Below are 20,156 nucleotides of genomic sequence, written 5' to 3' on the forward strand. Positions count from 1 at the left end.
CGATGCAGAACAAGACCAACAACGAACGGCGCCGATTCCTGAAGACAGCTGCGGGCGTCGGCACCGCAGCCCTCAGCGGACTCGCCGGCGCGCAATCCTTCGACTTCAAGCCCAGCCAGCGCTATCCCGATCCGGCGGTGCTGATCCTCGACCCCAGCTTCACCAAGTACCGCATCTACAGCAGCACGCTTGAGCAGCTGGGTTCCGGCATGCGCTGGGCCGAAGGGCCGGTGTACTTTCCCGAGCACGGCTACCTGCTGCTGAGCGACATCCCGAACAACCGGCTCATGAAGTACGACGAGAAGACCGGCAAATTCAGCGTGCACAAGACGGGCGTCAACTACGCCAACGGCAACACCCGCGACCGCCAGGGCCGGCTCGTCACCTGCGAGCACTCGGTGACGCGACGCGTGGTCCGCACCGAGAAGGACGGCCGCATCACCGTGCTGGCCGACAACTACCAGGGCAAGCGCCTCAACGCGCCGAACGACATCGTCGTGAAGTCCGACGACACCGTCTGGTTCACCGACCCCACCTTCGGCATCAACGGCGAGTGGGAGGGCAGCAAGGCCGCCTCCGAGCAGGCGGCGACGAACGTCTATCGCATTGCGACCGATGGAAAGCTGACGGCGGTGATCACCGACCTCGTCAACCCCAACGGCATCGCGTTCTCGCCCGACGAGAAGAAGCTCTACGTCGTCGAGTGGAAGGGAACGCCCAACCGCAGCATCTGGAGCTACGACGTGTCACCGGACGGCACGGGCGTCTCGAACAAGACCAAGCTCATCGACGCCGATGGCCCAGGTTCGCTCGACGGCTTCCGCGTCGACCGCGACGGCAACCTCTGGTGCGGCTGGGGCCATTCAGGCGCCATCGCGTCCGAGCCCACCGACGCCGGCGGCGGCATGAAGGCCTACCTGCCCACCGGCAAGTCGGAGGAAATGGATGGAGTGAAGGTCTTCAACCCGCAGGGCAAGCCCATCGGCTTCATCCGCCTGCCCGAGCGCTGCGCGAACCTCGAGTTCGGCGGGCCGAAGCGCAACAGGCTCTACATGGCGAGCAGCCATTCGCTGTATGCGCTGTATGTGGAGGCGCACGGGGCGGTTTGAGCGGGGCGGAGCTGGCGCCGGTTGCCGGCCGCCAGCCGTCTTCGTCCTAGAGCGCAATCACATCCGCAATCGGCTTGTTCGCCTTGAAGCAGGACAGCGCCTCCATCTGCTTCCACGCCTGCAGCTGCGTGAAGTTCGTCTGGTACTCGATGTAGCAGCTGGTCAGCGCCTCGTCGATGATCTTGTCGGCCCGCTCGAACAGGATCTGGTTGTCCTCCAGGTCGCGGAAGTAGGTGCGCCAGGTGTCGCGCTCCTTCGACTGTCCCAGCAGGGTGAGGTAGGCGCTGTAGTAGAGCGAATTGAACGCCCGGCCGATGTTGTCCTGGTACACGGTGAACTCGCCGCCGCCGCCCGCGCCCACGCCGACCGTCAGGTCGGCCTCGATGCCCAGCTTGGAGCCGCCGAACGCCGACGATTCGAATTCCAGCGAGAAGGACGCACCCACGCCCGCCGACAGCGAGCCCTTGGCCGTGCCCTTGATGATGTCGTAGCCGCACATGCGCACCGAGAGCGACGCCTCGCCCTTGATGCGCGCACCGGCAAAGGCCTCGGCTTCCACCTTGAACTTCACGCCGTCGACCGTGGCGTTGAACTCGACCTCGGCCTTGGCCATCGCACCCGCGAACGCCTCGGCGCTGGCTTCGATCAGGAAGATGTCGGACACGTCGATCTTGGCATCGAGCTTGATCTTCACGCCGACCATCGCCTCCACGCTCGCCTTGGCCGTCACGCCCTTGCCGCGCTCGTAGCTCGCTTCCGCCTCGGCACTGGCCGATGCGCCGACGAACGCATCGGCCTTGAACTCGGCCCGCAGCCCGGTGATCTCGATCACGCACTCGCCCGTGGCACGCACGCCGTAGCCCACGGAGGCCTCGGCCTTCACGGCCTTCTTGAATTCCTCGTCGGTCCAGGTCACCTTGCTGAACTTGCCGTTCTCGCCGCCGCGCATGAGGCCGGTCTCGACCGTGCCGCTGGTCTGCAGCCACGGACGCGGATCGCCGAACTTGATCTTGGTGAGGTCCTTGCACAGTACGTCGAGGAAGAGGCGCACCTTGGCGGGCTCGTTGTTGCCCATGTACTGCAGCGAGAGCGACACGTCGTCGAGGTGCTCGCCACCGTCGCGCAGGCCGTCCATCCAGAACTTGAGCAACTGCTTCTTGCGCACGATGAGGTCGCGGCGCACCGCGTTCACGGCCATCCTGTCGGCGACCGACGCGAGCTCGTTGGGCAGGCGCAGGATGGGCATGTCCAGCAGGCTGCCGAACTGCCGCTTGTACTCGGCGTTGAAGTCGTTCATCTTCTGCATCACCTGCGCCGGCTCGGGCGAATGCGTGCCGCGCGTGAGCTTCTCCAGCATCTGCTTGTAGACGTAGAGGAACTGCAGGAACTCCTGCGCCAGCGCCTTGCGCTCCTTGCTGGAGGGTCCGCCGATCACCTTGCCGAGCAGCTTGAGCCAGGCCTTGGTCTTGGTGTTGAACTCGGCGCCGGACAGCTCGGCCCAGACGACTTCGTACTTGTGCGTGAATTTGGCGCTTGCGAGCGCGTTGAACAGGGGAGTGGAGGTGGTCATGGCGAATCGCTGAAAACGTACTTTGGAAAGAGACGGCGTGCGGACGTGGTGCAGCAAGCCGATGGTCGAGAAACCGTGGTGGAGGTCGATCTTGCGGTGCAGGGGCTCAGCGAGCAAAGCCCTCGGGCGGTTCGTCCGGGATGTCGAAGAAGCTCCGCGTGCTCTTGGCCTTGCTGTGTTCTTTGGGAACAGCATCGATCCGGCGCTGTGCCTCTATCGCACTGACAAAAAGATAGAACTTGTACCAACGGTGATCGCGGCGGTACGTCAGTGTTTCCTCGCCCTGCCAAATGCCGAGGCCTGCGAGTTTCCAGGCACCTTCGACTGCTGTGAATGTCTCTGAACCATTCTCGTCGTCACCCGTATGCGATATCGCCACGACCCTCTTGCCCAAGTCCTTGAAGCGAATGGCGACAAGGGGAACACTCTCTCGGATGAGGACTTCACGTGTTCTGATGACATCACGTGCAGCCAGGTGCTTCTCCTCTGAAAGAGCGCGCAGGGCCAGATTCAGGTGAGGCGGTGTGGGTGGATTCAGCAGCGCGTCACCGGTGGTGCCGAAGTGGTGAAGCGCGTCTGGTGTGTGAAGGTCGTAGATGTCCTGGCCCGGCACGAACGCCAGATCGATGATGACCTTGCCGAACACGCTCGTGAACTCTTCGCCACGGGTCGAGTAGACGGTGCGCGAGGTCGTGGTCGCCGAGATGAAGCGCTTGTTCCAGCCGCGCGTATGGCTGAGGATCTGCTGGTCCATGCTCAACTCCGTGCCCTCGGCGACGTTGTGCCTGCCGATGGCGTCTTCCTGGCGTATTTCCATTGCTTTGGCTGTGCTGCCCGTGGCCGCCGCTTGCAGGGCCGACTTCGCCGCGATCTGCACCGAGTCGTTCTGATTCAGTCCCCGGACAACGTATCTCCTGATGAAGTGCTCCGCTCCGTCGCGCAGATAGCCGACGTAGTGCTGGTGAGGCTGCGTGCGTTTGACGTACACGGTGTTCACGACATCGGGAGGTTGGGGTGTCAGCAATTCGAATCTGCCGTTGCCGCGGTAGATGCTGCCGATGACCACCGGCGGCACCGCCACACCGGGTGCCACCCGCGCCTGAACCCGGATGCTCCAGGAGTTGGCTCCGTTAGCGGCGTAGGTGAGGTCTCCGACCGAGTCCGGGTGAGGTAGGGGGTTGCTCCATGAAAAGGGCCAATTCCAGTATGTGTCCCGGTAGGCCTTCAAAACCGTCGATCTGAGATCGGTGATCAGTTGTCCGATGGTTGCGGTGCCGATCTTCAGGTGTGCCTTTTCAAAGATGATCTGGTGATCTTTGACGTAAGAAAAGCTGGACTGCCCGGACTTCGCGGCCATGGCTTTCTGCAGGGCTTCGGCTGCCAGATTCGCACTCGCCTTTCTTTTCTTCTTTTCACCGGAAAAGTAGTCCGCCACCAGATTGCGCATGCACTCGAGATGGCTCCCGGCGATTGCAGGAACACCGGAAGGTTCAAAGATGTACTTGTCTCGCATGGCGTGCTCCAGCGCATTGGTCTTGAAGTCGTCGGCAATCCGTGTCGTCCAGCGTCGAGCGAGCCCTAGGCGTCAGGCCTGACGCCGATCATCGAGAAGTAGCGATTCAGGTCCCCGTCCTCGCGCAGCACCTCCTGCATCAGCTGGGGCAGCGGCATGCGCCCCCATGCCACCGCACGGTTGACCAGGTAGGGCGTCGGGCTGTGCGGCTCCTCGCGCATCAGGTAGGCGGCGGCCAGCTCGAGCAGTTGGTAGGCCTCGGCGCGGCTGCCGATGCGGCCGCTTGCCATGGCCTGCGGGAGCGCTTCGGAGGAAAAGGGAGGAAAGGAGGGAGAAGGAGCGTCGCTCATGTGGTTGTCGTCCATCGGGGTTGCGGCAGGCGCAGGTTCGGCGTCCGGCATCCAGCCTGCCGACGCTGGCATCTCCGGCTTCTCTTGGTCACGCGGATCGCGCCCCTGCAGCAGGCTGCGCAGCGCCTGCCGCATGCGGGCGAGCATCTCCGTCACCTTCGACAGGCTGGGCGCGTCCACGCCCAGCCGCTCGTCGAGCAGGGCTTCCAGGCTGCGCCATGCGTCTGCGGCCACGGCGACGCGATCGTCGAGCGCGGCGAGCGCACGCAGGTCGCGCGCGGCGTGGTCCAGAATGTCCTGGCGCGACACGGTCTGCGCGCTCGGCTCCTCCGCCACTTCGTTCGCCTTTGCCTTGGCGTTGCCCGCCGCCCCGGTGGCGCCGGCGCCGTACTCGCTGGTCAGCGCACGCTGCCAGTCCGCCAGCGTGATGAAGGGCGGGGAGAAGTCCGGCCACTCGAGCAGCGGAACGCGCATCAGCAGCACCTGCGCGATGGTGTCGTTGACCCACACGAAGGTGGCGGTGCGCATGTCGGCGTCGCCGTCGTCGCCGATGCGCGGATGCACGTCTTCCCAGAACTCGCGCGCCAGCCCTTCGAGCAGGCGCGCGCCCGCGCCCAGGCCGTCGATCGAATGGCGGTGCACCCAGGCCTCGGTGAGCCAGGCGGCCATCTGCAGGTCCTTGCTGCGGCGCTGCAGGACTTCGGTGCACAGCATCTCGGCGGTGCGCCAGTCGGCCTTCTTCAGCGGGCGGGTCCATTCGCCCATCGGCAGGCTGGCGTCTTCCTCCGTGCGTGCCTCGCGGATGCGGGCGCACACCGGGTCGTAGCGCAGCGGGGGGCCGGCCGGGCCTTCGGGGCCCTCCAGCGGCGAGAGAAAGATCGTGAGGTCCGGCGCGAAGCCGCCGGTGGCTTCGTCGACATCGGCATTCAAGGGGGACAGCAGGGCGGCCATCAGGGCATGTTCCATTCGGGAGCGCGCGTGGGGAAAGCGGTGGGCCAGATCAGGGCGTTCTTCTTGCCGGCGGGGCTGGCGGCGATGCGCAGGAACACGCGTGCGCGTCCTCCGTCGGGCGCCTGGGCAGCGTCGCCGGCCGACTGGGCCACCAGCGGAAACTCGAACTTCAGCAGCTGCGAGCGGCCGTCGGGCCGCTGCGCCGGGTCGCCTTCGCGCTGGCGCTGGGCCAGCGTGAACAGCGCCCACGGGTCCGCGAAGCGGAAGGAGACGGTCTGGCCGTCGGTGATCAGCGCGTGCTGCTGCGGGTCGGCGCGCGCCATCAGCGGCGAGTCCTTCGCGATGCGCAGCACCAGCGCCACCGGCATGCCGTACTCCCAGCGCAGCGTGCGCGGCGCGTCGCGCAGCCGGAGCACCTGGTCGCCGACCTCGAAGGACCAGTCGATGATCTTGCTGCCTTCGATCTCGGCCGTGGTGTTCGCGCGGAAGTCCACGCTCAGGTCGTAGCCCGGCGCCGCACCGTCCTCGGTGGGGAAGAGCGGCAGCAGGAAGTCGCGCGCGCGGCCGAACTGCTCGGCGAAGCGGCGCGCGCCCGCGCCCTGCATGCCGGGGCCGCGCATGCCGCCCGCGTCGATGCCGCGGTTCTCCTTCAGCGCGCGTGCCAGCGGGTCGAAGGCGCGGGCCAGGTCGTTCACGTCCGCCGGGTCCGCCAGCTCGAAGGCGCGGCCGGTGGCCGGGCCGAACGGGTGGCGGCCGGCCAGCGAGCGGTTGAAGCGGGTGGAGAACTGCGTCCACAGCTCCTGCTGGTCGCCGAACTGCAGTTCCTGGCAGCGCGCGAGCAGTGCGCTGTAGATCTGCTGGTGGCGGTCCGCGAAGTAGTCGCCGATGCGCGTGGCCGGCGCCTTGCCGGCCAGCTTCGCGCCGCAGGTCTCGCGATCGATCTCGGCGCCGGTCGTGCCGAGGAACTGCTCCAGCAGCAGCAGGCTGCTGTTCGGGTTCTTCAGCCGGTAGCGCTCCAAGTCGCGGTTGATGGCCTGCCAGCGCTGCGCGAGCACCGAGCCGGCGCCCGCGCCGTCGAGCGCCGAGATGTAGCTGTCGGCCAGCTTGCCCAGCGCTTCGGTGCGGTTGAACTGCTGCCCCAGGTAGGCCGCGAGCGAGCCCGCGTCCGAGACGCCGAAGGCCACCAGCATCGGCCCGCGCTCGCCGCGCCAGCCCTGGAAGTCGCGCCCGCGCATGGCGTACAGCTCCGACTGGTTGAAGGCCTCGTCCACGGCCTCGAGGCGCTGCAGCGCGTCGCGCGAGATCATCGCGCGCAGGTCTTCGGCGCGGGCGCCCGCGCCCAGCTCGTACAGCAGCGCCTGGATCTTGGCGAGGCGCTGGCGCGAGGCCTCGTAGGCGGCGGCCTGCGTGTCGGTGGCGCGGCCCCCGTCGCTCATGCCGTTGGCGGCCTCCGCGACCTGGTCGACCACCAGCTGCGCGAAGTGCGCGTTCAACGCGGCCTCGATGCCGGGGCGCAGCGTCGCCGGAAATGCCTGCATGCCTTCGCTCATGTAGCGCTTGCGGATGTCGCCGACGGCCAGCGCCTGGTCGAGCCTCGGCAGGTCCCATGCGGCCATGCCGCGCATGCCGGCGCCGGGCAGTTCTCGGTCGCGCGCGGCGGCCATGAAGGGCTGCGCCAGCAGCGCGGTAAGCGCGTCGCGCAGCGCGATGCGCTCGGGTGCGAGCGCGAAGCGGCCTTCCTTGTCCTGCCACACCAGGCCGGGCTGCGCGCCGCCAAAGCGCAGGTTGAACTCGGCGCGGAACTTCTGGAAGGCGTCCTGCGCGCGCGAGCGCACGGCGTCGGCGGGCTCCAGCCCCAGCAGCCGGTTCTGCTCGATGCGCGCGATCGTGCGGTCGTAGGAGGCGCCCAGCACCAGCACCGGCTGGCGCATCCAGCCGCCCTTGCCCGAGGCGATCAGGTCTTCCTGGTCCTTGATGGCGGCGATCACTTCGCGGTAGCTGGCCGTGGTGCGTGCGAAGGTGCCGGTGCTCGCGAGCGAGGGCAGCAGCCGCGCCAGCGACTGCTCGGACACCAGCAGTTCGTTGTTGACGAAGAGCCGTGCATCCAGCTGCGCCGTGCCCTTGTCGAGCGCGCAGCGCAACGCCGATTGCACGGGAGCAAGCGGAATGGCCAGCGCATTGCCTTCGGCCGCCTGCCTGAAATAGCGCAGGTTGCGGCTCAGGTCGGCCGGCAGCTCGGCACCCAGTGCGTAGCGCACGGCCACGCGCAGGTCGTCGGCATTGCCCGTGGAGGGTTGGCGCAGGCGCTCCACCGCCTGCAGCGCGGCGTCGAGCTGCTCGACGGAACCCAGGTAGCGCTGCAGCGCGCCGAACTCGGGCTGGTCTTCCACCAGCAGGCCGTTCTTGCGCGGCGCATCGCCGATGGTCTTGAAGCTGGGCGGCAGGCCGCAGCTCGCGCCGGTGATGAATTCGCCGGTGGCTTCGTCCTGCTCCACGCCGCTGAGCTGGCTCACGCGCGCCATCAGCTCGCGCCGCAGCGTGCTCACCGCGATGTCGCCGAACTCGCGCTCGATGCGCTCGATCACGCGCTCGTTCAGGTCGTCGAAGGGCTGCCAGGAGCCAGGCATGAAGAACGAATACGTGCCGTCGGTGCGCAGCCGCTCGTTCATGGCCAGCAGCGACAGCGCCTTGTTGCGGTACCACGCGGTCGGAATGGTCTCGCCGCGCTGCAGCGCGCGCATGCGGTATTGCGCGTCGTGTTGCAGCTGGGAGAGGGCGGAAACCAGCGTCGCGTTGTGCCTGTTCAGCTGCCAGGTCGCCACCATCAGGCCGATGCCCCAGCCGCCGAGGAAGAGCACCGCCGCCCAGCGCAGCGCGCGGTGCAGCACCGGGCGCGTGAGCGTCTGCGTGCGCGAGGGCCGCGTGAGGCCGTATTCGAGGAAGATCTTCTTCTCGAACAGATCGCGCAGGAAGGCCGGCTGGCGCATCAGCTGCGCGATCAGGTCGCCGCCGATGGGCTCCAGGTCCTTCTGGCCGTAGGCGTCATGTTCCGAGTCGATGGCCGCGACTGTCTGCGCCGATTCGCCGCTGTCGCCCGTCAGGTAGATGCCGCGGAAGAAGAAGGGTTCGTGGTACGCGCTCGGGCGCATCAGCTCGTCGACGTACAGCTGCAGCTGGCCGCGCAGCGCCTCGATGCGCGATGGCAGCAGCAGCTGCGGGCCGGCGCCCTGCGGCTCGGTGCCGGTGGCGAAGAGCTCGGCCGACACGTCGGACACCGAGCGCACCACGGTGCCCACCGCCTCGTCGACCCAGGCCGGCTGGTAGGTGGTCGACAGGTCGTAGGGCGAGGACCAGCCCAGCATGCTCGCGCGCAGCGGCTCGGGCAGGGCGCTCGCGAAGGCGCTGAAGCCCTCGAGGTGCTCCGCGCCGGTGACCAGCACGTACACCGCGAAGCGCATCGCGAAGCGGTTCTGCGCGAGCCACAGGCGCCGGTGCGCGAGCTTGGCGCGCTTGGAGAGCTCGAGCCGGCCGTCGGTGCTGTCGTCGAGCAGCAGCGCCGCCGGAATGGTGATGACCACCGAGTCGAAGGGCCGCTGCGGCCGGTACGACCGGCACATGCCCAGGAACTCGTCCCACGGCTTCTCCGATGCATCGTCGTCGTCGGGCGAGCCGAGGTAGGCGCCCTGGATGTCGATGACCACGCCGCGGTCGAAGAAGTGCCACGAGATGCCCTGCGTGGTCGCGGCCGAGGCCGATTCGGTGCTCAGCGCGCTCGCCACGCCCGACTGCTCGATGGGCAGCTGGCGGTGGTCGTCGCCCTCGTTGAGCAGCATGATCCACGGGATGCCGTAGCGGTCGGCGCGCGAGGCGATGTTGCCCTCGATCAGCTCCACCGCCTGGCGGAACGAGCTGCGCAGCGAATCGAAGCGGATGCGTGCGACCTTCGGGTCGCTCGAGGGCTTGGCGTGCGAACGGCGTGCCGCGAAGTACAGCACCATGCCGAGCACGAGCAGCACCACCAGCGTCAGCACCGCGATGGAAATGAGGAAGAGCTGGTCTGTCAGCATGTCGACGACCTCCTGATGCTCCTTGGGTGGTGCAGGTCGTTCATCGCTGGTAAGCCCCCGATGCGTCGACCGCGCCCGGCTGCAGCACCTGCCGCACCGGCCACGACTGCCACAGCCACAGCAGCTCCGACACCGCCAGCAGCGTGGCCACGCCCAGCATGAACAGCACCGTCCAGCGGCTCAGCGTGGGCAGCTTGCGCGGCGCGATGTGCGAGAGCGTGCTCGCATAGGCCCGCTCGGACACCACGCGGTCGCGGCCCGAGAAGTCGGCCGGCCGCTGGTAGACGAACTGGAACAGTTCCTCGCGGTAACCGAGCAGGCGCGCTTCCTCCCCGCCGCCGCGGTACTTGCCCTGGAAGCCCAGCGCCAGCGCGAAGAGGTAAAGCCGCGCGATGTCGCGCTTGGAGGGCTCACGGCCCGAGAGCAGCTCTTCGATGCGGCTGAAGACGAGGTCGCCCGCGATGTTGGTGCGGAACAGCGACGACTCCAGCAGGTGCGCCGTCCAGCGCTCGCGCCCGATCCACGGCGTGTGCAGCAGGATCTCGTCGGCCAGCGCGGCCTTGAGGTAGCGCGCGTCGGCCACGTTCTCGAGCTCGAAGCGCGTGCTCTCGCGGCGCGACTCGAGCGACTGCAGCTCCAGCAGGTTCTCCAGGTGGCGGGCCAGCGTCTGCGCCACCATGTCGATGTCGGTCTCGCGCGACTCGGCGGTGCGGTCGCGCGCCTTCACGATCTCGTCGTAGAAGGCGCGGAACTGCCGGGTGATGTGGTCGTCGACTGCCAGCTCGGGTAGGTTGCGTGCCATGGCTTCAGTCCTTGATGAACAGGACGATTTCCTGCGGCGGCTGGGCGGTGGCGCCTTCGTTGGCGTTCGCGATCACCAACGGCTCGCCCGCAACGGTGAGCGCTGCGCTGGTCTGGATCGCGTAGAGCAGGTAGCCCGAACCGGGGCGCAGGCCGAGCTCGTCGGCCGATTCGATGGAGCGGCGCACCGCGCCCAGCACGCGGCGCTCGCGCAGCGAGGGGTAGGCCGACTGCGAGCCGACGATGGCGCTGTCCATCCAGGCCAGAAGGTCCTTGTCGGACTGGCCGCGCAGGCCGACCACGATGCGCGCGCCGGCCACCCATTGCGGCTGCAGCGTGGTCTCGAAGGCGCCCTGGCGGAAATCGAACTTGTGCTCGCGGTACTCCTGGCTCACCTCCGACACCGCGTCGCGCAGCGCCAGCAGCAGCGGCTGGAACACGCGCGAAGGATCGGCGTGGTCGTAGTCCATCGGCACCGGCGGCACGCCGCCGGGACGCAGCAGGCTCAGCGAGGCCAGCAGCGCGTACAGCGACCAGTACATCGGCAGCGGATGCAGGTGCGGCGTGCGCAGCACGGCCTCCGCATGCGGCAGGCCCGACAGCAGGCTGCGCAGCCGGTCCTTGAGCTCCAGGTGCGCGAGGCGGTCGTCGATGCGCGAGGAGGGCACGGCCGTCTGCTTGGCCACGAAGGCGGCCTTGCCGCGCAGCTGGCCGAGCAGAGCGGACGCGGCCGTCCACAGCGGATTGTCGCGCGCCACCTCCAGCAGCGGCGGCTGCGCGTCTCCGAGCTTCACCACCTCGTTGTCCTTGAACACCTGGCCCAGGCGCAGGTGCACGTGCGTGCCGGGTGGCACCGTGCCGGCGCTGAGCGCGAGGCGCGGCAGCATGCGCGGGATGTTCGCCGGCTCGGCGTCGGACACCGCGTCTTCCACCGGCGCGCCGGCCACCGAGCGGAAGCGCACGGTCGCGGCGCGATGCCGGTTGGGGCCGGTCACCGGCAGCGTGAGGTAGATGTCCAGCGGCTCGTTGGCCAGCCGTTCCGCATGCGGCGCGAGCGACAGCTCGAGAGCGCCGTGCACGGCCTCGGCGGCCGAGTACTCCACGGCGGTGCCATCCGGCAGGATGGCTTCGAGCGCCAGCACGCGCAGCAGCCCGACGGGCAGCAGGCTCTGGTCGAACACCAGGCGGCGAACGCCCCAGCTGAAGGGGGCGGCGGCCAGCGTCTGCCAGGCGACGAGGGAGTCCATGCGCGCGGAGAACTGCTGGAAGTGCTGCGGCGACAGCAGCATGCCTTCGTGCCATTCGACGCGGTCGGTGATGGGGGCGGCGCGGTGCAGGTCAGACATGGCGTTCTCCCGCGCGGCTGTATTGAAGTTCTTTGTTCACTTGAAGGAATCCGTGTTGTTCAGCGTGGCGCGGTGGACACGTCGAAGCTCTGTGCATCGAAGCGGGCCACGATCGAGCCCTTGAGGTCTTCCACCCGGATGCGGTTCGCGCCGGGCGTTGTGTAGTTCGCGAAGACGAGCACGGCCGCCACGCGCGGCGAACCGATGGCGCTGGCGGGCACGCGGATCGTCTGGCCCGGCACCAGCTCCCACGAGAGGTACGACAGGCTCTGCGGAAAGGTCTTCTGCAGGTCGGCGCGCGCGCCGAACCACTTGGCGGCGGTGAGCTCGGTGACGCGCGCGAGCATGGCGTCGTCCAGCACCATCACCACGTCGACGGCCACGGGGCTGTTCTGGTTGGCGCCGGGCGCGGCCGACAGCGTGAGCTCGTTCCAGCTCACGCGCGTGCCCTTGGGAAAGAGGCTGCCGCATGCGGCCAGCTGCGCGGCGAGCAGCAGCGCCGCCATCCACTTGAGAAATGTCTTCGTCCGGTTCATCGCGAAATTCCTGGGTTCGCCGCGGCGGCGGTGGCGTGCTGCATGGCGGAGGCCTGCGCCTGGCGCGCACCCACGGCGATGCCCATCAGCAGGATCAGCACGGAGGCCAGCACGCTGCAGCCGGTGAGCAGCATGACGTTGCCGCGAGTGAGCACGAAGCGCAGCGGCTGCGCGGGTGCCACGTCGGCGACCGGAGCGGCCACGCGCTCCGATGGCAGGCCGGCCGACACCACGGAAATCAGCGCGCAGGTGGCCAGCAGCGTCAGCAGGTTGCGCGGGCCCTCGCAGATGAGGTCGATGGCCAGGAACAGCGCCAGCGCCGCCTCGATCGGCAGTTGCAGCATCGACAGCACGATGCCCGCGTAGCCCACGTTGGTGAGGCTGCTGTTGCCGGCGGAGGCGAAGGCCGCGATGGTCGCGCCCGTGCCGATCATCCCGATGTCGGCCGCGCTGAGCGTGCGGTCGTAGAGGTTCGCCACGAAGAGCGCCGCCAGCACGTAGTACAGCGCCGAGCCCGCGCGCAGGAACACCGAGGCCGTGGGCACCACCAGTTCCACGATGCCCCGGCTGAAGCCCAGGCGCGCGCTCATCGCCTCGATGGTGTGCGGAATGCTCGCCGTGGTGCTCGACGACATCAGGCTCACCAGCATCGGCGTCTTCAGGTGCTGGAGCACCTCGGCCAGTGGCTGGTTGCCGCGCCGGTGAATCACCGCGATGGCCAGCGCGCCCAGCAGCGCAACCAGCACGACGAAGTGCAGCAGGAAGCCGCTCATGGCGCGGATGGTCAGCGCGTCGGTCTGCGAAAGCACATGCGCCGACATGCCGAAGGCCACCACCGGAAGCAGGATGTTGGCGCGAGCGATGATGAGCTCGAGCGTGCGGTAGATGCCCTCGAACATGTGATTGAGCGCCGCATGCTGCGTGCGCGCCAGCGCCGCGAAGGCCAGTCCGAACAGCAGCGCGCACGAGAGGATGCCCAGCGAGCGGCCCTCGGCCAGCACGCGGAAGAAGTTGTCGGGCACCACGGTGGCGCGCGGGCGCTCGATGGGCGTGGCCTGCGTGCCGCTGTCGTGCAGGCGCATCTCGATGTCGCCGCCGTCGCCGGCCCGCTGCACCAGTTCGCCGAGGTGCTCGCGCGCTTCGGCGTCCAGGTGCGCGCCCGGTGCGTTCACCCAGCCCAGCGCCAGCCCGGTGGCCGCGCAGCTCACCACCAGCAGCAGCGCGAGGCCCGCGATCATCGCGATGCGCCGTCCCGGAAAGGGCAGCCCCATGGTCTGGCGCAGGCCGAAGAAGGTCGCCACCACCAGCAGCGGAATGGCCGCCATGCTCACGATCGCCAGGTAGACCTGTGCCGCCGTGTACGCAACGTCGCCCAGCGCGGGCGCATACACGCCCGCGACGGCGCCTGCCGCCATGCACAGGAGCAGGGCGAGCAGGCTGTGGGACATGCGCGTCAGGAAACCCATGTCGGCTTGTTCCATCCCTTGTCGAGCGCGAATGCGACCGTGGCGCGGGCCAGCTCCAGCGAGCTGTCGACCAGCGTCAGCGGCGTGTGTTCGGCGGCGTGCGCAGCCTGCGCGGCGATGGGCAGCTCGGTGCAGCCCATGATGACGGCGGTGGCGCCCGTGGCGGCCAGCGCCTGCAGCGCGAGCCCGAACGCGGTCGCGCCAGCCTGGATGTCGCCGCCCTTCACGGCGCGGATGCAGGCGTCCACGTGGTCCTGGCCGGTGTCTGCGTCGGGCACGAGAAAGTCGATGCCGCGCTCGCGCAGCGCATGCTGGTAGAAGCCGGAGGCCAGCGCGCCGCGCGTGGCGAGCACCGCGACGCGCACCGGCCGGTCGTCCGATGCCGTCGCGATGGCGGCCACGCACGACTGCGCGATGTGGATCACCGGCGCGCGGCTGTGCGCCGCGATCTGCGCGTACCAGTGGTGCGACGAGTTGCACGGAATCGCGATGACGCCCACCCCGGCGTCGTTGAGCACGTCGATGCCGGAGAGCAGCGCGTCCAGCGGGTCGGGCCCGGTGCCCAGGATGGCGCTGGAGCGGTCCGGCACGTGCGGCAGGTTCGCGACGATCACCGGCAGGTGCTCCTGGTCGCGCGTGGCCGGCGTGAGCTGGATGATCTTGTCCATGAAGTCCACCGTCGCCGATGGACCCATGCCGCCGAGAACGCCTATGCGTGACATGAAGGCGCGCTCCCTAGATCTTCAGAGGCCGCGGGCACACCACGGCCACGGCGGCGGTGTTGCCGATGACCAGCACCAGCGTGCGCAGCATGTCGCACACCGGGTCCACCGCCAGGAACAGGATGAAGGCCGCCTCGAAGGGCAGGCCCAGGTAGGTGCAGGTCATGCCGATGAGCGACACCGTCACCAGCCCCGTCATGCCGGCCGAGGCGAAGCCGGCGAGCACCGAGGACGTGAGCACGATGCCGATCTCCACCGGCGTGAGCGAGCGACCGTAGATCTGCGCGATGAAGAGCGTGGCGCACACGTAGTACACGACCGGCCCGATGCGCAGCAGCGACACCGTGAGCGGCACCAGCAGCTCCACCCGCGAGCGCGCGAAGCCCAGGCGCGTGACCAGGCTCTCGATCATGATCGGCATGCAGGTGGCGCTGCTGCGCGTGGCCAGCGCCAGCGCGAAGGGGCCGCGCAGGGCGTTGAGCGTCTGCCCGAGCGTGCCGTTGGAGCGCTTCCAGATGATGATCGCCGCCACCGCCAGCAGCAGCGCCGACACGATGAGGAAGGCGACCACGAAGGCGCCCATCGCTTTCAGCGGCTCTATGCCGGTCTTGCCCAGCTGTGCCGCGCTCATGCAGAACAGCACCACCGGCAGCGGGAAGCTCAGCCACCGCATCAGCGTCTGGCAGGCGTGGTAGACGGTCTCCAGCGCCTGCGTGAGGCCGTCGGAGATGCGCGTGGGCACATGCCCCACGGCCAGGCCGAACAGCAGTGCGAACACCAGCGTCTTCAGCGTGTCGCCGTTGGCCAGCGCCGAGAAGATGTTGGCGGGCACCAGGCTCACCAGCATGTCTGCGAAGCTGGCGGTCTTCTTGACCTCGTCCACGCCGCGCAGGTTCATGGCCGTGTCGCTGGCGCTGAGGTCGCCGCCCACGATCTGCCCGAAGGTCTGCATGGTGCTGGCGGGCAGGTTCTCGCCGGGGCGAAGAATCAGCAGCGTGACCGCGCCCGCGATGGCCACGAAGGCCGAGAAGCCGAGGAACACGAGCGCCACGCGGCCCAGCAGGCTGGCCGTGCCGCCGTCGCGGAACAGGCGCTGCAGGCTGAAGATCACGGCGGAGACCATGAAGGGCAGAGTGATCATCTTCAGCAGGTCGACATAGATGTCGCCAACGAAGGCCAGCGGCGTGGCGAGCAAGGGCGCGAGCATGCCGAAGGCGACACCGGCGCCGAGGCTGATGATCACGACCCACGGGTTGAGGACGAAGGCGTAGATCCTGGAGGTATTCATGATGGTTTGCGTGTCCTGTGCCGTTCAGCGGTCGAGTGCCTGCAGCACCTTCTGGATGTCCAGCTTCTCGGCGCGCTGCGCGAGGAACTGGTTGACGTAGGCCAGCAGCGTGGTGTCGGTCACGGCCACGCCGATGCCCAGTGTGTCCTCCAGGTCCTTCAGCGTCACGGTGCGCAGCACCAGCGAGACGGTGGGGTCGGCCTTGAGCACGCGCTTGACCTCGAACTCGTCGCGGTAGGCGCTCACGATCTCGCCCTTGTGCACGGCCACCAGCACGTCGTTCCAGGTGGGGTACTCCTGCACCTTGGCGTGCGGGAAGTTGGTGCGCGCGTAGTCGGCGAAGGACGACTTGGCGATCACGCCGATGCTGCCGTCGAAGTTGCGGATGACCTCCGGCAGCGGCCGTCCGCGCGAGAGCTGCGCGAACTTCACGCGGTTGAGGATCAGCGAGTGGTTCAGCGTGAGGTACGCGTCGCTGAAGGCGATGGTCTGCGAGCGCGCCAGCGTGCGCGACAGCTTGCTGATGGCCAGGTCGGCCTGGCCGTTGGCCAGCAGGTCGACCACCGCGTTGAAGGTGCCGGCCTCGCGGTTGAAGCGCAGCTTCACGCCGAGTTCCTTGGCGAGCGACTGCGCGAGGCCCACCTCGAGACCGGTCCACTGGCCGCCGTCGTCGAAGAAGAAAAAGGGTGGCGTGTCGACCTTGAGCATGGCCACCACCAGTTCGCCGCGCATCACGATGCGGGCGATGTCGGGCGCGAGCAGGCGGCCGTCGGGTACGCGCACGAGGCCGTTGGTGAGCACCGGGGGCGGCGTGGGTGCGGCGGCAGGCTCCACTGCGAAGGTGGCGGCCGCGGGGGCTGCGGGCGCCGCGACGACGGGCGTCGCGACCACGGCAGCGGCAGCAGCAGGTGCAGCGAGCGTGCCCTGCGCCACGGGCCTTTCGCCGGCGGCAAGGGCGCTCGTGCCCGCGCTGAGGCCGGCCAGAGCCAGCAGGGCAGGAAGGGCAAGGCGCCGCAGCGCGTTGTGCATGCCCGTGAGGTGTCGTGCGTTGTTCGACATGCTTGGAGTGGGTTTGGTCATTGGGTGGGGGCCGTGGGAGCGGGTGCCGGCGCGGAAGGCGAAGGGGATTGCGGCAGCGGCTGTTGCTGCTGCTGTGAAGGCGCCACCGCCGCGGGAGCAGGTGCGGGCACCGGCGCGGGCGCCAGCAGCTTGCCGATCTCGACGCCCATCAGGAACAGGAGGACGCACAGCAGCACCAGGCAGGCCGCCGTGATGGCGACCATGCGCGAGCTCATGGTGAAAACGTATTGGGACATGGGGTGGTCGGTGTGTGCCGCTCGTTCGTCGTTCGTCGTTCGTGTCAGGGAACCATGGAAGTGAACTGCCCGGGCGCGACCACCTGGATCACGCCGCCCCAGTTGCAGGCGAGCTTCGAGCTGTCCTGCAGCGCGGGCATGTTGCCGACCAGCACCGTGGGCGAGCCGGGCGCCCAGGGCGCGGCAGTCACCGGGATGCAGGGCATGGGCGTGAAGGCGCCGAGCGCGGCGGCGGTGGCCGCGGCCACCATCGGGTTCGACATGCTGTTGCAGGTGCCGAAGGGCAGGATGTTGACGATCGGCTTGTTGTCCATGATGTTGGCGCCCGGCGTGCCACCGGTGAGCACGCTGCTCACGGGCAGCACCACGAGGTTGGACGGCGCCGCGCCGAAGCTGCACTGCAGCGTGGCTCCCATGCAGACGTGCATGCCCATGGTTCAGCCTCCCCTCACGAGCTTTTCCAGGCTCTTCATGAAGCCCGGCGACGCGGCGGTTTCCACGATCTCGCGGCCCGCCTCGTCGAAGCGGCGCGGCTTGCCGTGCGGCTTGCCCTGGCGGTAGGCGATCTCTTCCATCAGCTGCCCGCCGGGCCAGTAGCGGCGCAGCGGGCCGTGCAGCACGTTGGCCACGTAGGTCGACGACTGCGCCACGCCGCCGTCCGGCGCGTAGTCGGTGACTTCGCCGTCGAGCAGCCCGGCGCGGTAGCGCTCGCGCCGCACCATGCGTCCTTCGTGAAAGTAGCTCGCCTCGCCTTCGAGGCGGCCTGCCGCGTAGGGCAGCCGCGCCGTGACGTCGCCCGATTCGGCATACGACACCGCTTCGCCGTGCTGCACGCCGCGCACGTGCTGCCGCGTCTGCATCAGCTTGCCGCTGGGGTAGTAGCTGCGCGTGACGCCTTCGGCCAGGCCGCCGAGGCGCTGCGTTTCCTGCAGCAGCTGGCCGCGTTCGTCGTACATGCGCATCGCGCCGTGGGGCAGGCCGGCCTGGTAGGAGGCGTCGAGCACGGGCTTGCCCGTCGCCGAGAAGACCTGCATCGGCCCGTGCGGCAGCTCGCCCACGAACGAGGCGCGCGCCACCGTCCGGCCGGCGTCGTCCAGCGTCTCGCGCACCACGGCGGCAGGAAGGGCGGCGAGGTCCTTGGCTGGGAGGGAGGAAGGAAGTGCCATGGCGCCGCTCAGTTGATCTTCACCAGCCCGCCCTTGAGCGTGACCATGCCGCCGCCCTCGACGGAGTTCATGCCCGAGGCCTTGCTGCTGATGGAAGGCGCCTCGTTCGACAGCGTGGCGCCGCCCTTGGCCGACAGCGCCACGCCGGCTTCTGCCTTGAAGTTGAGGCCGGCGTTGGCGCCCAGGTCGGTGCCGGCCTTCAGGTCCAGCGTCTGGGCCGACTTGATGAGCAGCGTGCCCGACACGTCGATCACCAGGTTGCCCGTGACCTTGAGCTCGTAGTTGCCCGTGACCGTCTGCGTGAAGTTCGCCTTGTTGTCGTGCGTCTCGTTGCCCGTGACGTCGAGCGCGCGCGTGCCCTTCACCGAGTGTGTCTCGTTGCCGGTGTCGACCTTGACGGTGCGATTTCCCTTGGTGACGGTGTGCAGCTCGTTGCCGGCCTTCACGGTGGTGGTGAGGTCGTTCTCGATCTCCACCAGCATGTCTTTCTGCGCGTGCAGGTAGAACTCCTCGGAGCCCTTCTTGTCCTCGAAGCGCAGCTCGTTGAAGCCCCCGCCGCCCTTCGTCGAGTTCGAGCGGATGGTGCTTTGCGAGGAACTGCCCGGCAGGGCGACCGGCGTGGCGTGCGTGCCGTTGTAGACGCTGCCCGAGACCAGCGGCCGGTCGGGGTCGCCATCGACGTAGCTCACGACCACCTCCTGCCCGATGCGCGGCAGGAAGAGCGCGCCCCAGCCTTCGCCGGCCCACATCTGCGAGACGCGGATCCAGCAGGAGCTTTTCTCGTCCTTCTTGCCCAGGCGGTCCCACGGAAACTGCACCTTGATGCGCCCGTGCTGGTCGGTCCAGATTTCCTCGCCGGCCGGGCCCACCACCCGCGCCGTGTGGCTGCCGGCCACCACCGGCCGCGGCGTGAGGCGCGGCGGGCGGAAGGGCAGAGCGGGAGGCAGGGTCTCGAAGCTGTTGCCGTAGTGCTCGAGATCGGCGTGGTGCCGCACGCTGTGGACCATGTGCTGCGCGTTGAGGTCCGCGCGCGGATGCTCTTCCAGCGTGAAGGTGGTGCCGGGCGTGAGGTAGTGGCAATGGCTGTCGCCGCGGCCGGACTGGCTGCCGCTCTGGTGCGCCTCCAGCCGGGTGCGCGCGCGCGGCTCTCCTGCCGACAGCGGCACGCGCGAGGGATATTCGTAGTCCGTGCCGCGCCCGGTCTTGCCTTCGACCTTCTTCAGCAGGCTGGTGTCGGGCGTGAGGAAGTCGTAGTCGTCCACTTCCTGGCCCTTGGTCACCAGCCGCGCGTCGGACTCGAAGCGGGTGACGGCGTGGGCATGCGCGAAGCCTTCCTCGGAACTGCGCACGACCAGCTTGTCGGCGTGCGGGCACGGCGTACAGGCCGAGTTGGCGTCGGCCAGCACCAGCGTGTGCTCGCCGTCCGCGAAGGTGAAGAAGTAGAAGATGCCTTCCTCTTCCATCAGGCGCGAGACGAAGTCGAAGGCCGTCTCGTCGTAGCGCACGCAGTACTCGCGCGGCGTGTAGGTGCCGCTGAGCTGTAGCGCGAAGCTCACGCCGAAGTCGCCGAGCACCTTCTGCACGATGTCCGGCGTGCTCATGTTCTGGTAGATCACGCGGTCGCGGCCCAGCGTGAGCAGCCACATGCGCGGCACGAGTTCGAGCGTGTAGGTCGCGAAGTCGCGGTTGCTGCCCATGTAGGTGAAGCGCGAGACGATGCCGTTGAAGAAGCGGCTTTCCTTCTCGGGCCGCTGCAGCACGACCGTCGCCGAGGTGCCGATCACGGTGGCGGAATCCAGCGCGTCGTCGGAGGAGCGCATGGTCAGCGAGCAGGCGAAGAGCTGCGACAGGCCCTCGGTGGCCTGGAACGATTCCAGCAGCAGCGTGTCGGGCCCGAACGCGGTCTTCACCGTCAGAAAGGCGGCGTGCTGGGTGAAGCCTTCGCGCATGTTCAT

General features: G+C 68.5%; 16 protein-coding genes. 1 reads left to right on the forward strand and 15 read right to left on the reverse strand.

Annotated features, from left to right (window positions below):
• Nucleotides 1–2: 2 nt before the first annotated feature.
• A complete protein-coding gene (locus tag ABL840_RS11775) occupies nucleotides 3–1,109 on the forward strand; it encodes an SMP-30/gluconolactonase/LRE family protein (RefSeq protein WP_093301034.1) in 1,107 nt (368 codons plus the stop codon).
• 46 nt (nucleotides 1,110–1,155) lie between these two features.
• On the opposite strand, the gene ABL840_RS11780 is transcribed toward ABL840_RS11775, so the two are convergent.
• The 15 genes from ABL840_RS11780 to ABL840_RS11850 form a co-directional block, all read right to left on the reverse strand.
• Nucleotides 1,156–2,679, reverse strand: coding sequence for a hypothetical protein (locus tag ABL840_RS11780; protein ID WP_093429314.1), 1,524 nt, complete (start codon nucleotides 2,677–2,679; stop codon nucleotides 1,156–1,158).
• 106 nt (nucleotides 2,680–2,785) lie between these two features.
• Nucleotides 2,786–4,192 carry a hypothetical protein gene (locus ABL840_RS11785; protein ID WP_093301031.1) on the reverse strand — a complete coding sequence of 469 codons (1,407 nt, stop codon included), beginning with the start codon at nucleotides 4,190–4,192 and terminating at the stop codon, nucleotides 2,786–2,788.
• A gap of 65 nt (nucleotides 4,193–4,257) precedes the next feature.
• Nucleotides 4,258–5,508: a type VI secretion system protein TssA gene (gene tssA, locus ABL840_RS11790; protein WP_093301029.1), complete on the reverse strand. Its 1,251-nt coding sequence runs from the start codon at nucleotides 5,506–5,508 to the stop codon at nucleotides 4,258–4,260.
• A complete protein-coding gene (locus ABL840_RS11795; protein WP_093301028.1) occupies nucleotides 5,493–9,560 on the reverse strand; it encodes a type VI secretion system protein in 4,068 nt (1,355 codons plus the stop codon). Before ABL840_RS11795 ends, tssA begins: the two co-directional genes overlap by 16 nt.
• Nucleotides 9,561–9,600: 40 nt before the next feature.
• Nucleotides 9,601–10,362, reverse strand: coding sequence for a DotU family type IV/VI secretion system protein (locus ABL840_RS11800; protein WP_093199224.1), 762 nt, complete (start codon nucleotides 10,360–10,362; stop codon nucleotides 9,601–9,603).
• A gap of 4 nt (nucleotides 10,363–10,366) precedes the next feature.
• Complete coding sequence (gene tssK, locus ABL840_RS11805) at nucleotides 10,367–11,707, reverse strand: type VI secretion system baseplate subunit TssK (RefSeq protein WP_093301026.1); 1,341 nt, start codon at nucleotides 11,705–11,707, stop codon at nucleotides 10,367–10,369.
• Nucleotides 11,708–11,766: 59 nt separating this feature from the next.
• Nucleotides 11,767–12,243, reverse strand: coding sequence for a hypothetical protein (locus ABL840_RS11810; protein WP_093301025.1), 477 nt, complete (start codon nucleotides 12,241–12,243; stop codon nucleotides 11,767–11,769).
• On the reverse strand, nucleotides 12,240–13,724 hold the full coding sequence (locus ABL840_RS11815) for a dicarboxylate/amino acid:cation symporter (protein ID WP_418116253.1): 1,485 nt from the start codon (nucleotides 13,722–13,724) through the stop codon (nucleotides 12,240–12,242). Before ABL840_RS11815 ends, ABL840_RS11810 begins: the two co-directional genes overlap by 4 nt.
• Entirely contained in the window at nucleotides 13,697–14,431 is a 735-nt protein-coding gene (locus ABL840_RS11820; protein WP_093301021.1) for an aspartate/glutamate racemase family protein, read from the reverse strand. Before ABL840_RS11820 ends, ABL840_RS11815 begins: the two co-directional genes overlap by 28 nt.
• A gap of 13 nt (nucleotides 14,432–14,444) precedes the next feature.
• Nucleotides 14,445–15,719 (reverse strand): dicarboxylate/amino acid:cation symporter, encoded by a 1,275-nt coding sequence (locus ABL840_RS11825; RefSeq protein ID WP_093199247.1) that lies wholly within the window; start codon nucleotides 15,717–15,719, stop codon nucleotides 14,445–14,447.
• A 24-nt stretch (nucleotides 15,720–15,743) separates the two neighbouring features.
• Entirely contained in the window at nucleotides 15,744–16,778 is a 1,035-nt protein-coding gene (locus ABL840_RS11830; RefSeq protein WP_093301019.1) for an ABC transporter substrate-binding protein, read from the reverse strand.
• Nucleotides 16,779–16,795: 17 nt separating this feature from the next.
• On the reverse strand, nucleotides 16,796–17,035 hold the full coding sequence (locus ABL840_RS11835) for a hypothetical protein (RefSeq protein WP_093301017.1): 240 nt from the start codon (nucleotides 17,033–17,035) through the stop codon (nucleotides 16,796–16,798).
• Between the two features lie 44 nt (nucleotides 17,036–17,079).
• Nucleotides 17,080–17,469: a DUF4280 domain-containing protein gene (locus tag ABL840_RS11840; protein WP_093199265.1), complete on the reverse strand. Its 390-nt coding sequence runs from the start codon at nucleotides 17,467–17,469 to the stop codon at nucleotides 17,080–17,082.
• Between the two features lie 3 nt (nucleotides 17,470–17,472).
• Nucleotides 17,473–18,201 (reverse strand): toxin-antitoxin system YwqK family antitoxin, encoded by a 729-nt coding sequence (locus ABL840_RS11845; RefSeq protein WP_093301015.1) that lies wholly within the window; start codon nucleotides 18,199–18,201, stop codon nucleotides 17,473–17,475.
• An 8-nt stretch (nucleotides 18,202–18,209) separates the two neighbouring features.
• A complete protein-coding gene (locus tag ABL840_RS11850; RefSeq protein ID WP_418116254.1) occupies nucleotides 18,210–20,156 on the reverse strand; it encodes a type VI secretion system Vgr family protein in 1,947 nt (648 codons plus the stop codon).

The sequence above is a fragment of the Variovorax sp. NFACC27 genome, assembly GCF_048301545.1.
GTDB lineage: Bacteria > Pseudomonadota > Gammaproteobacteria > Burkholderiales > Burkholderiaceae_C > Variovorax > Variovorax gossypii.